This is a genomic window from Candidatus Persebacteraceae bacterium Df01, from assembly GCA_030386295.1.
Taxonomy (GTDB): Bacteria; Pseudomonadota; Gammaproteobacteria; order Tethybacterales; family Persebacteraceae; genus Doriopsillibacter; species Doriopsillibacter californiensis.
This window is the reverse complement of record JANQAO010000001.1, coordinates 251,489-264,038: the sequence shown is the minus strand read 5'-3', so window position 1 is coordinate 264,038 and position 12,550 is coordinate 251,489. Positions and strand designations below refer to the sequence as shown.

Below are 12,550 nucleotides of genomic sequence, written 5' to 3'. Positions count from 1 at the left end.
AAACATAAGAAAATTTTTACTCCACGCAAACAGTTTGTTGCGAAAATCAGCGCTGGAAGAAATGCCATATCGCTCTTGGTTCCCTTGTTCAGTAGACTTTGATTTAACTTTGCGGCTAAAAAAACTCAATTAGCATGGATGCCTGCTTGTCTTTATGAGCATTATCTACACGATGAAGGACATTTATTTTTTCATGATTCAAAAATATATAACTATGGTGTGGTCGCAATTATCTCTGCAAACAATAGAGAATACAAAATAGACACAGGAGCGAATTTAGAAAATGTGCTTCTTGATGGTTTTTCTCGCCTGCCCGATGATATTTAGAAAAGACCTGCTTTGGAGATACCGCAAACCAGCTAAACTCATGTTATTGGCTAAAAGTTATGAAGAAATTGATAATATGCTGACACAATGCGTTAGTATGACGAACCCATGTGATAACCCAACGTTCAAAAAATTAATAAGACGAATTAATTGATGGGCGTTTGCCTACGCAAGATTTGGCTATTTCTTAAGCAAGCGAACATAAAACATCAACAACATCTAGCCTTTATTTGCATTCGGAATTAATTTACTACATTCCATCAAGTACGCAAATGATTTTAATATCATCTAGTTACCTATATAGAAAAATCATTTCACTGTTCGTTCAAAATAAAAATCTTTTCCTATATGAAAAATCATCTTAAAGCTTTTACCACAAATAATTAATTGATTTACAGTTTTCGGCAAACATCTCAATTTGCAAAAATATTGTTTTACGAAAATAATTTTTCCACTCCTATCAACGCATGCAACTCATGATCTTCAACGTCCATTTATCTCCAAGCACTGACTTTGATTAATGACAATTCTCTGTAGTAAAAATGTTAGTCAATGTAAATAACAACGCGGGTAAAATATCGTAACCGAAATGAAACACATCCTCATATTCATCGGCACTCGACCGGAAGCCATTAAGCTGGCACCGCTGGTTGCGGCGTTACGCGCTCGTCCAACGGATTTTAAAACGACTGTGTGCGCAAGTTCGCAGCATCAACAGATGCTGGAGCAAGCGCTGCGTTGGTTTGATTTACAGCCTAATGAAAATTTACAAGTCATGCACGAAGGACCGCAGTTGTCCAACTCGGTCGCCGCCGTGCTACGTGGTGCCGGAGAGGTTATTGAGCGATTGCGCCCTGATGTGACGGTGATTCAAGGCGACACTACCACAGCGTTAGCTGGTGCGCTTGCCGCTTTTTATGCCGGCACGACTATCGCTCACGTGGAAGCAGGCTTGCGCAGTGGTAACCGACACGCCCCGTGGCCAGAAGAGATTAATAGAGTTTTAATTAGCAAGCTGGCTAATTTGCATTTTGCTCCCACCGCTAAAAATGCCGCCATTTTGAAAAATGAGAACGCCTCCGGTGAGGTGCATGTAGTAGGCAATACAGTGCTGGACGCGCTACTGCTCATACGCCGGCGATTGCGAGAAGACGTTGCCATGCGCACTGTTGTGAAATCCGAATTGACTGCTGCCGGTTATACGCCCACCGATGAGCGACACTTTGTTTTGGTGACGGGACACCGCCGCGAGAGTTTTGGTGAAGGATTACAAAATATTTGTCGGGCACTGGTGCAGTTGGCAACGATGCACCCACACATTGACTTGGTATACGCGGTGCATTTGAACCCGCAGGTACATGAAACCGTACGCCAGATGTTAAATAACATTAGCAATATATTTTTACTCCCCCCGTTAGATTATGGTGCTTTTGTAATGTTGATGGACCGTTGCCACCTCATATTGACTGACAGCGGTGGAGTACAAGAAGAAGCACCATCGCTGGACAAACCAGTGCTGGTGATGCGCAATGCCACCGAGCGCCCAGAAGTGCTGGAATCTGGTGCTGCACAATTGGTAGGCACGACGATAGATGGTATTGTTAGTGCCGCTACGCAAGTGCTGGATAACGAAGCCGTTTATGCACACATGGCGGCGGCGTCTAACCCTTACGGCGACGGCTTGTCTGCCCCACGTATTGTAGATATTCTGGCGAAAAACGCATAATGCGCCGCAAGCCACGATTGTTCAAAAAAATAGCGATGCGCATTAATGCTTGGGCGCAAGAACGCACTATGCGCAAGAATGGCATTGCTTTTGAGCGTGAAGGAATTCCTTTTTCTGCAGATAGCAAAAACGGTATTACGGTTATTCTTAACGCCTATAAACGCCCCGGCTATTTGCAACAACAAGTCGCAGCGTTGCGGGCACAAAGTGTACCGCCGGCACAAATTTGGGTGTGGTGCAATGACAGTGAAAAGCCAACACCAGATTTTTCGTCTTTGGTTGACCGAGTGTTGGTATCCAATTTTAACTGGAAGTTTTTCGGTCGTTTTACCTTGGCATCGTTGGCACAAACTACTTATGTAGCATTTTTTGATGATGACATTTTGCCACAGCCACTGTGGTTTGAAAACTGTATTAACACAGTAACAACCGGCTATGATGGCATATTGGGCGGTAGTGGCGTACTCTTGCCGACAGAGGGATATTCAGCCAAACAAAAAATTGGTTGGAACGGCGCGCTGCTGTCACAGCCAACTACGGTAGATTTGGTTGGACACGCTTGGTTTGCACGCAAGGCTCACTTTTGCCATTTGTGGCGCGAAGAGCCCTATTCGTGGGACAACGGTGAAGACATCCATTTAAGTTATACAGCTCTCAAATACGGTGGCGTTAAAACGTATGTACCGCCACATCCGCCGGATGACATAAAGTTGTGGAGTTGTGACCCCGATTTCGGCAAAATTGCTGGCGGTGGTGCCGTGGCAACGTACAAACGCTCTGACCACTTGCCAATTCGCAACGCTGCTGTGGCTTATTACCGAAAAAGTGGCTGGCGGATATTGGCAGACAACGAATAAAAATTAAGTCGCTGTCCTCGACAGTTGTTTTGATGATACTGCTGGCTTTGAGATACTTTGCTAATCTTAATCCGAGCTTTTGGGAAATCGTATAACGGCAGTTATTTTTTTATGTGACGGCGGTAGTAATCGTTGGCATCGCCACCGCAGAATTGTGCCGCCAGTGACGCTGCTCGCCGCCGCGGTAATTCAGCAGCTAATGCCGTAAACAAAGCATCTCCCACCGCCGCCAACGGATTGCGTCCGGGTAACTCCACCAACAATGTAAACTCTCCGCGTGCCGGCACACTACCTTCCGCCAGTGCCTGCTCAAGATTTTCCAACGAAATATCCACCACCTGTTCATGCGTCTTGGTAAGCTCACGTCCCACTACAACGCGTGTATTGCTGTCCAATACTGCAAGCAACTGCGACACGGTGTCGGACATTCTCGTTGGTGCTTCAAACAGCACCGCAGAACCGGACAGCAATAGCAATTTTTCAAAAAAATCCCGCCGCCGCACCGCAGCTCGTGGCGGGAATCCAAAAAAATGCACCGCACTCTCGGGAACCCCAGCCACCGACAACAACGCCGTCAAAGCACTCGCTCCCGGCACTGGTGACACTCGTACTCCCGCCGCCCGAGCGGCTCGCACCAAGCGCGCACCCGGATCGCTGATACTGGGGGTGCCAGCGTCGGATAAATATGCAACGGTGCCCAGCTCAAAAGCGCCAGCCAGCAGTGCCTCAGCGGCATGATTTTCGTTGTGCGCACGCAAAGAAAGTAACCGTTTACCATAAATACCGTGAGCAGCCAGCAAGCGACGCGCCACACGAGTATCTTCCGCGCCCAAAAGCGACACCGACGACAAAATATCCAAAGCACGCTGTGAAATATCACGTAGATTTCCAATTGGCGAAGCAATCACATATAAAATCGGGGAATTATGCATAAACAAAAATGGTGGTGCGCGCTTCTGGCGCTGGCAACAATAACAACACAGGCGGAAAACAATCCGATTATAGATTTGCTTAATCACCGTGATTATGACCGCGATGCTATTTTACGGCAAGCTCCTTCGGACCGGTCACCGACGGACGTACAAGAAAAATCACAACCACCTATAGATACTGATAACTCTATTTTTTTACCTCTGCGTGCACCCAGTATTGGCAAGGATATTAAGCCCACAGCACTGGCTCTGGTACTACCTACAAAAGCGGGCAAATTAGCTGGTCGCGCCGCAAATAGCTTTCACCGCGGTTGCCTGCACGGCATACAAAAATCGCAACAGGCTGTAGAAATAGACTTGTACGCCACCGACGGCACAGCCGAGTCGGTGTACGCTAATTATGCGGCGGCGGTACGCAATGCAGCACAATTTGTCGTCGGTCCCATGCTCAAAAGCGGGGTAAAGGAATTGCTAAACCGACAGCCACAAGCGTTAGTGCCTACATTGTTGCTACAACCGTCCGCCGGTGAAGGATATTACGTGATGACACTGGACGCCGGTCAAGAGGCCACCGATTTAGCGCACTTGTTGCACGCACAAGGCATAACCAACGTGCGTGTCATAGAACAACCGGGGCAACGCGGCAGCCAACAACGAAAGGCTTTCGAGCAAGCGTGGATTGCTGCCAGCGGAAAAATTTCGGGGCGTTTTTTGGTTCGCGACCCAGCACGTGACTGGCAGCGATTGTTTGATGATCTCAAAGAATTACCAGACGAAAAGGGAGGCCTTGTACTTTTTGCCGCCGGCAACGGTGACTTTGCCCGCAAAGCACGCAAGTTTGTTCCGCAACAATATTCAGTATTTGCTGTCAGCATAAACAACAATCAAGCTTCCGGCTCTCTGCTTAGCGAAGGTCTGCGTTTTATGGAAATGCCTTGGTTTTTTACTCTGCCAAACGAACATACAATTTTTGACGCGCCGCAAACGCGAACGTTGCCAATCATCCGTCAGCGCTTTTTTGCCTTGGGCATAGACGCCTGCCTCGCGGTGCTGAACTCACCGTTATGGGATGAAAATTGGTTAATGAACGGCATAAGCGGCAACTGGCAACTCAAAAATGGCACTTTTTCCCGCGCTGGCAAGCTGGCATTCTATCGTGGCGGTCGGCTGCGGGAGTTGACACCATGAACACTGCCGGACAGCTCGCTGAACAAATGGCGGTAGCTCATCTGAAAAAACATGGATTGCAGGTAGCTACAACAAATTATCGTTGTCGGCGGGGAGAAATTGACATTATTGCCGAAGACGGCAGGACCTTAGTATTTGTGGAAGTGCGGCAGCGCAAAAATCTAGTCGCTGCCGCTGAAAGCATTGACTATCACAAACAGCGGCGGCTAACGGCGGCCGCAACACATTATTTAGCAGCCAACGGCGAACCTCCGTGTCGCTTTGACGCCGTACTGGTAGACGTTGACGGCAACGTACGCTGGCTGCGTAACGCTTTTGATGCGACAAATTAAGGTACAATCATTTTGATGAAGAAAAAATTTTCCTGCCTATTTTTTGCCTGTATTGCGCCCTTCTTATTGTCTGGTTGTCCAGCGGCAGTCGTCCTTAGCGGTGCCAGTGGTGCCGCAGTAATCAATGATGAACGTTCTACCGGATCTTTTGTTGAAGACTACGCGATTGAACTAAAAATGCGGGTGCAACTGTCGTCCGATATTGATAGTAACGTTAATATCAGCATTACTAGTTATAACCGGCGGCTATTGCTCACCGGTCAAGCACCTACCGAAGCGTTGCGCCAACAAGTAATTGACATCGCAGAAAATATTGAAAATGTCCGCGAAATTCTCAATCAAATTGAAATCGCCGGTGCCGCATCATTGAGTTCGCAAGCCTCGGACAGCGCACTCACCGCACGAGTCAAAGCAGCATTGTGCAGCATCCAAATAGAAGATTTTTCTTGTTTGGATGTCAAAGTCGTCAACGAAAAAGGCGTTGTTTATCTACTTGGGTTAGTGAACAAAAAACAAGCGGCCACTGCTATTAATACGACACGCAAAATACGTGGCGTCGTTAAAGTGGTTAAAGCATTTGAATTTCGCGAGTAGGGAAGGATGGCAGCTTAGAGCAGCCCCCCACTTTTACACTTCGGTCATTTCAAAATCTTCTTTGCGGGCTCCGCATTCAGGGCAAGTCCAGTTAGGAGGAACGTCTTTCCAGCGGGTGCCGGGAGGCAGTCCTTCTTCTTCGTTTCCTTCTTCTTCACTGTACGTCCAGCCACAAATCTGGCATATAAAGGTGCAGTATGGTTGTGTTTCGCTCATAAGGGTTAATTGTACATGAGCGCGCGCCCACTAGTAGCCGTGTTTGCTGGCGTTGACGGTACCGGCGGCGCCGGATTAATCGCCGATACGCGCGCGATTGCCTGTGGTGGCGGTCAAGCGCTAACAATAACAACAGCAGTAACCGCACAAAATTTAAACGGCGTAAAGGCTTGCTGGCCGTTACCGACAGCGCGAGTGCGGACGCAATTTTCCACTTTGTGCGCCACATCAGTGGACGCGATCAAAATCGGCGTTTGTGGCAATGCCGCCAGCGTTATTATTGAAAGTATCCGCCATTGGCGCGCGCCCACAGTGTGGGACCCGGTACTGTCGCCTACTGCTGGCACCGCTTTTATTTCTCCAACGCAACGGGTGCAGCTCGTACGACGGTTACTCCCACACACCTGTGTCATCACACCAAATCGCCAGGAATTGACGGAACTTAGCGAACGACGACAAGTGATTGACGGCGTCGCAGTGCTATTGGATGCTGGCGCACGGCACGTGTTAATAACCGACTGCAAAAAAGGAGCGACAGTGCACCATGCACTTTACGGCAACAATCGACAATTGCTATGGGAAACGGCAACAAAGCGCCGACCAGGGAATTATCACGGCAGCGGCTGTTTCTTTTCCTCTCTTCTAGCGACACGACTAGCTTTTGATGATACGCCGGCACAAGCCGCTGACACCGCTCATCAACGAACGTTGGAAGCAATTGACAACGCCTTCAGTGTGCCAACACTGGGAAAGCAAAAATTGCTGTCATTGGCACCGTAGCGGGTAGCACAACGGCGATGATAAAATTAATGTATGTCACGCCGAATTCTCATGACTGCCGCCTTGCCTTATGCTAACGGCGATATCCATTTAGGGCATTTAGTTGAATACATACAAGCGGATATTTGGTGTCGGTTTCAAAAATCACGTGGGCACGAATGTATTTATGTCTGCGCCGATGATGCACACGGAACGCCAGTTATGTTGCGCGCTGAATCCGAAGGCATCAGCGCTGAAGCGTTAATCAAAAAAACACGCGACAATCACGTACGCGATTTTGCCGCCTTTCATATTGCGTTTGATAATTATTACAGCACTCACTCACCAGAAAACAAAGCGCTTGCCAGCAGTATATTTTTGCAATTACGCGAAAGCGGTCATATTGCCGAACGCGAAATTGAGCAATTACAGGATGCTGAAAAAGGCATTTTTTTGCCCGACCGCTATGTACGTGGTGACTGTCCCAAGTGCGGCACAGCCGAACAATACGGCGACTCTTGTGAACACTGCGGCGCAGCGTATGCGCCAACTGAACTTAAAAACCCACGCTCCTCGTTGTCTAACACCCCGCCAGTGCTTAAGACATCAAAACACTATTTTTTGTGCTTGAGTGCCATGCGCGATGAACTGCGCGAATGGACGCAAGGCGACGAAATTAATCCTGCCGCCCCTGACACTCGCGTAACGCGCCTGCAAAAAGGGGCAGCCAACAAATTAATGGAATGGCTGGAACGCGACTTGCATGACTGGGACATTTCACGTGACGCGCCTTATTTTGGCTTTCGCATTCCTGAAGTGCCCGAAGAAAAATATTTTTATGTGTGGTTAGATGCACCTATTGGCTACATGGCGAGCTTTAAAAATTTGTGTGCCCGTACCGGTATGAATTTTGATGATTTCTGGCGTCCCGGCGGAAATACCGAGCTATATCACTTCATCGGTAAAGACATTTTGTATTTTCACGCGTTATTTTGGCCTGCAGTACTACACCACAGTGGTTACCGACGACCCACACGGATTTTTGCTCACGGCTTTTTGACAGTTAACGGCGAGAAAATGTCCAAATCACGCGGCACCTTTATCACCGCCGAACATTACCTAAATTGCGGGCTTAATCCCGAATGGCTACGCTACTATTACGCCTGTAAACTCAATGACCGAATGGAAGATTTAGACTTAAGTTTAAATGATTTTAATTTTCGGGTGAACAGCGACTTGGTCGGCAAGTTAGTTAATATCCCCAGTCGTGTAGCGCCGTTTTTGCACAAATTATTTGATGGCGGTTTAGATGAATGTGACAGGGGCGGCACTGATTTTGATATCATGGTGCGCCCACTTTTGGATGTAGAAGAACAAGTAGCAACGGCATACGAATCTCGCCGCTATCAGGAAGCAATGCGGCTACTCATGCGCGCCACAGATACCATTAATGCCCATGTGGACGCCGCCGCACCGTGGGCAATCGCCAAAGACACAGCTCGCCGTGAAGAATTACACGCAGTTTGTTCCGCCGCTACACGCGCCTTTCATTTGTTAATGTTAATGCTAACGCCAGTGTTGCCGCTGTTGGCAACGAAAGCCGGAGAGTTTTTAAATACCGATATGCATTGGGGCGAAAAATTGCATCCGCTGGCGGCGAAGCACGTGATTAATAAATATAAACACTTAATGCAGCGCATGGATAACAAACAATTAGAGCGATTGGCACAGTCAAAAAAAACGCCGGATAAATCTCCGCCGCCAACAAAAGACGAACCCGCTAACAAATCTCCCATCGCTATTGAAGACTTTGCCAAAATGGACTTACGATTGGCTACAATCACAGCGGCAGAAGATGTAACAGAAGCCCAAAAACTTCTTAAACTCACGCTAGACGTCGGTGATACACGGCTGCGACAGGTATTTGCCGGCATTAAGCAACATTATGCGGCGGAAACGCTCGTGGGGCGACAGGTGTTGTATCTAGCTAATCTCAAGCCAAGAAAAATGCGTTTTGGTGAATCAGAAGGTATGGTACTCGCAGCAACCGATGGCAAAGGCGATTTGCAATTACTCACCGCCGCTGACATGCCAGCGGGAGCAAAAGTAAGCTAATGCGCATTGTCATTTTTGGCGGCGGCGGCTTCATTGGCCGGCACCTGACAGCATCACTGGCTACTGCTGGGCACGAACTTGTATTGCCGGTGCGCGATCGTGAAAAAGTAAAAAATGACCTGATTTTGCTTCCCAATACAGACGTTATCGCTTGTAATCCAGCCAACATACAAAGCGTATTGCAGCCACTGGACGGAGCGGACGCAGTGGTCAATTTGGTAGGCATTTTGAATGAGCGGCAACGTGGTGATTTTGAGCGCACTCACTGCGAATTTGTTCGCATATTGATTAATGGCTGTATTGATCGCAGGATATACCGATTTGTACATCTGAGCGCCCTCAACGCGGCGGCAGCCGCACCCAGCGCCTACCTACGCAGCAAAGCCAAAGCGGAACAAATCATAAAAGAAGCGTCTTCCATTCGCCATGTTATCGTGCGTCCTTCTGTGGTGTTCGGCGAAGGCGACCAATTTATCAATCTTTTTGTGCGGTTAGCGCGGCTCACGCCAATAGTAGTATTGCCCTGTGCTACGGCAAATATGCAACCGTTGGCGGTAACGGACTTGGTACAAATTTTAGCGCGAGTGCTAAAAAGCGGCGAGGCCGATAACAAAACACTTTCCGTCGGCGGGCCAGAAATCTTGACACTCGCCGATATAGTGCGTCACACATTTGCCGCTGCCGACATCAAACGGTCGCTCATTGGACTTAACCCAGCTTCGTCTTACCTAGTCGCCGCCATTGCCGAATATATCCCAAAAGTAAATTTTCTCAGCCGCGACAATTGTCTGTCTGCCAAAATTCCCTCAGTCTGTGGAAGTGTGAATGATGCCCAAGAATTGTTAGGAACGCTCACTACGTTGGATGCCGGTCTCGCTGCTATGTTTGCGCCACACACCGATGCTGCCTATTCCGGACTCAGGGAACACTCTCGCCGTTAAATCCGTGCGCGCCTATCTTGTTGGCGGCGCGGTACGTGATACTTTGCTGGGCAGATCGGTCGGCGATCGCGATTTTGTCGTTATTGGAGAAACCCCAGAAAACATGTTAGCCGCTGGTTTTATGCCTGTGGGCGGAGAATTTCCGGTTTTTTTACATCCCAAAACCAAAGAAGAATATGCGTTAGCACGAACCGAAAAAAAACACGGGAAAGGCTATCATGGATTTGTTTTTTATGCCGCGCCCGATGTATCGCTGAAGGATGATTTACGCCGCCGCGACTTGACGGTTAACGCCATTGCGCAGGACGAAAACGGAAAATTAATTGATCCTTGGGGTGGCATAAATGACTTGACCGCCAAAGTGTTGCGCCATGTATCACCAGCATTTTCGGAAGACCCTGTGCGACTGCTGCGTGTCGCCCGCTTTGCGGCGACGCTACCTGATTTTTCCATAGCCGCCGACACAATGGCACTCATGCGGCACATGGTACAACGTGGGGAAGCCGCTAACTTAACCGCAGAGCGAGTATGGCGCGAGCTAGCACGCGGACTTACTGCAGCTTGTCCCGCGCGCATGATTGAAGTGATGAATGATTGTGGGTTACTAGAAGTAATATTGCCTGAAGTTGCCGCACTGCGGGGAGTTCCAGAACGACGAGATTATCACCCCGAAGGAGAAACTTACATACACACGTTGATGGTCTTAGATGCCGCCGCTGATTTGCACCTAAGTGCGGCAGAATGTTTTGCCGCTCTGGTACACGATATTGGCAAGGCACAAACACCAGCCACCATACTACCCAGCCATCACGGTCATGAAGCACGCAGCCGGACTTTAGTTGAATCTTTGTGCCAACGACTAAAAACACCGCAAGAATTTTCCTCTCTTGCCCTCACTGCCGCCGCCGAACACGGCAATGTTCACAACGCCCTTGTATTGCGGTCAAGCAAAGTGGTTGATCTGCTCATGCGACTAGACGTTTTTCGTCGCCCGACCCGTGCCGAATCAGTATTGCGCGTGTGCGAAGCCGACTATGCCTATTGGCCAGCGCGACGTGGCACTCGCTACCCGCAAGGCGAATTTATACGCCTTGCCATAGAAGCAGCAAAAACTGTTGATTCTGGTGCCATTGCCTGCACAACACAAAAAAAATATGGTCATACGCCGTCCAAGATTGCCGAACAAATTCGTTATGCTCGCATTCGCGCAGTGCGAACACTATCGGCAACTTCAAAATTATAATTACGAATAGCATTCTTATGGCGAGTAAAGACATCGTCAATTTTAGTATTTTTTCGGAAGACCATTTTTCTCGTTGAACGGTCACCTAAAAAGACATTATCTGCCCTTATAATTCAATTTCACTGTTTCTTGAGCCCAATCACATGACAACCCATCCCCGCCTGCCTGACGCTATACAATGGTTACGTGAGCTTGTGGCTTTTGACACTATCCCTTCGCACAACAACATTAATTTAGTGCGCTATGTGGAAACAAAATTGCGAGAAATTAATATTAATAGCACCATTTGCCCGACTAATGACGGCGGCAAAGCCAGCTTACTGGCAACCATCGGTCCCACTGTTGATGGCGGCGTAGTGCTTTCTGGCCATACTGACGTAGTGGACACAGCCGGGCAGCAATGGGCAACACCGCCGTTTGAATTATGTGAGAGCAACGGGCGGCTATATGCACGCGGCTCTTGTGATATGAAAGGTTTTGTCGCCTGTGCCTTAGCCATGGCACCGGTATTTTCTGCAGCGACACTGTCCCGTCCTATTCATTTGGCTTTTTCTCGGGATGAAGAAACCGGTTGCCTTGGCAGCGCAGATATACTAGCACTGCTCAAAGATAGTGGAATGAAGCCAGCGGCAGCTATCGTCGGCGAGCCAACACACATGAAAATAATTGCCGGTCACAAATCAGGAGTAAGCGTAAAAACCATTTTTCATGGCGTTCCCGCACACAGTGCCACGCCAGCAGCAGGTATAAGCGCTATTCGCTTTGCCGCACGCTTTATCACGCATTTAGAATCTTTAGAAACAGACTTGCGACGACGAGCTCCCGCAGATAGCCCTTTTGTACCGCCTCATGCTACTGTCAACACCGGTGTTATCACAGGTGGTACAGCACTCAATATTATTGCTGCCCGTTGCGAAGTCAACTGGCATTATCGCGGCATGCCCAGCGATAAACCAGAAGATTTTGTTGCCCAAGTTGAAGATTTTTTACAAAACACACTTTTGCCGGAAATGCGAGCAAGCGGACATCCAGCAACTATTGAAAATATCGTAAATTCATTTGAGCCAGCTTTGGCACCGCGTCCCGACTCCCCAGCACACCAAATAGCCGTTAAATTAACCGGCAACACCGATAGCGATGTGGTACCATTTTGCACCGAAGCCGGACACTTTCAACAAGACGGCATATCCGCCGTCGTTATTGGCCCCGGCGACATTGCACAAGCGCACAAGCCCGATGAATACATAGAAATATCCCAATTAGCAGAATGCCTTCACTTTTTGGACAATCTGTGTACGCACCTGACCACATAACTAGGCG

General features: G+C 48.6%; 13 protein-coding genes. 11 read left to right on the top strand and 2 right to left on the bottom strand.

What is annotated here, in order from left to right; genetic code table 11:
• The first annotated feature begins 138 nt into the window (after nt 1-138).
• The 3 genes from NQX30_01295 (at nt 139) to NQX30_01285 (ending at nt 2,910) form a co-directional block, all read left to right on the top strand.
• Nucleotides 139-327: a hypothetical protein gene (locus tag NQX30_01295; protein ID MDM5147022.1), complete on the top strand. Its 189-nt coding sequence runs from the start codon at nt 139-141 to the stop codon at nt 325-327.
• A gap of 589 nt (nt 328-916) precedes the next feature.
• Nucleotides 917-2,053: a UDP-N-acetylglucosamine 2-epimerase (non-hydrolyzing) gene (wecB, locus tag NQX30_01290; GenBank protein ID MDM5147021.1), complete on the top strand. Its 1,137-nt coding sequence runs from the start codon at nt 917-919 to the stop codon at nt 2,051-2,053.
• Nucleotides 2,053-2,910 (top strand): glycosyltransferase family 2 protein, encoded by an 858-nt coding sequence (locus NQX30_01285; protein ID MDM5147020.1) that lies wholly within the window; start codon nt 2,053-2,055, stop codon nt 2,908-2,910. Before wecB ends, NQX30_01285 begins: the two co-directional genes overlap by 1 nt.
• A 101-nt stretch (nt 2,911-3,011) precedes the next feature.
• On the opposite strand, the gene rsmI is transcribed toward NQX30_01285, so the two are convergent.
• Nucleotides 3,012-3,818, bottom strand: coding sequence for a 16S rRNA (cytidine(1402)-2'-O)-methyltransferase (rsmI, locus tag NQX30_01280; protein MDM5147019.1), 807 nt, complete (start codon nt 3,816-3,818; stop codon nt 3,012-3,014).
• A gap of 18 nt (nt 3,819-3,836) precedes the next feature.
• Here rsmI and NQX30_01275 point away from each other — a divergent pair, with 18 nt between their 5' ends.
• The 3 genes from NQX30_01275 to NQX30_01265 are packed head-to-tail and all read left to right on the top strand — an operon-like array spanning nt 3,837 to nt 5,956.
• Nucleotides 3,837-5,030, top strand: a complete 1,194-nt coding sequence (locus NQX30_01275) for a penicillin-binding protein activator (GenBank protein MDM5147018.1) — start codon at nt 3,837-3,839, stop codon at nt 5,028-5,030.
• On the top strand, nt 5,027-5,362 hold the full coding sequence (locus NQX30_01270; protein MDM5147017.1) for a YraN family protein: 336 nt from the start codon (nt 5,027-5,029) through the stop codon (nt 5,360-5,362). Before NQX30_01275 ends, NQX30_01270 begins: the two co-directional genes overlap by 4 nt.
• Before the next feature lie 15 nt (nt 5,363-5,377).
• Entirely contained in the window at nt 5,378-5,956 is a 579-nt protein-coding gene (locus NQX30_01265) for a BON domain-containing protein (GenBank protein MDM5147016.1), read from the top strand.
• Between the two features lie 33 nt (nt 5,957-5,989).
• On the opposite strand, the gene NQX30_01260 is transcribed toward NQX30_01265, so the two are convergent.
• A complete protein-coding gene (locus tag NQX30_01260) occupies nt 5,990-6,172 on the bottom strand; it encodes a rubredoxin (protein ID MDM5147015.1) in 183 nt (60 codons plus the stop codon).
• 15 nt (nt 6,173-6,187) lie between these two features.
• Between NQX30_01260 and NQX30_01255 the strand changes: the two genes are divergently transcribed.
• From NQX30_01255 to argE, 5 genes are all read left to right on the top strand, one after another.
• Nucleotides 6,188-6,952 (top strand): PfkB family carbohydrate kinase, encoded by a 765-nt coding sequence (locus tag NQX30_01255; protein MDM5147014.1) that lies wholly within the window; start codon nt 6,188-6,190, stop codon nt 6,950-6,952.
• A gap of 33 nt (nt 6,953-6,985) precedes the next feature.
• Complete coding sequence (metG, locus tag NQX30_01250; GenBank protein MDM5147013.1) at nt 6,986-9,046, top strand: methionine--tRNA ligase; 2,061 nt, start codon at nt 6,986-6,988, stop codon at nt 9,044-9,046.
• Nucleotides 9,046-9,987: an NAD(P)H-binding protein gene (locus NQX30_01245; GenBank protein MDM5147012.1), complete on the top strand. Its 942-nt coding sequence runs from the start codon at nt 9,046-9,048 to the stop codon at nt 9,985-9,987. The genes metG and NQX30_01245 overlap by 1 nt, the downstream gene beginning before the upstream one ends.
• A gap of 4 nt (nt 9,988-9,991) precedes the next feature.
• Nucleotides 9,992-11,230 carry a multifunctional CCA addition/repair protein gene (locus NQX30_01240; GenBank protein ID MDM5147011.1) on the top strand — a complete coding sequence of 413 codons (1,239 nt, stop codon included), beginning with the start codon at nt 9,992-9,994 and terminating at the stop codon, nt 11,228-11,230.
• A gap of 143 nt (nt 11,231-11,373) precedes the next feature.
• On the top strand, nt 11,374-12,543 hold the full coding sequence (argE, locus tag NQX30_01235; GenBank protein MDM5147010.1) for an acetylornithine deacetylase: 1,170 nt from the start codon (nt 11,374-11,376) through the stop codon (nt 12,541-12,543).
• Nucleotides 12,544-12,550 lie beyond the last annotated feature (7 nt).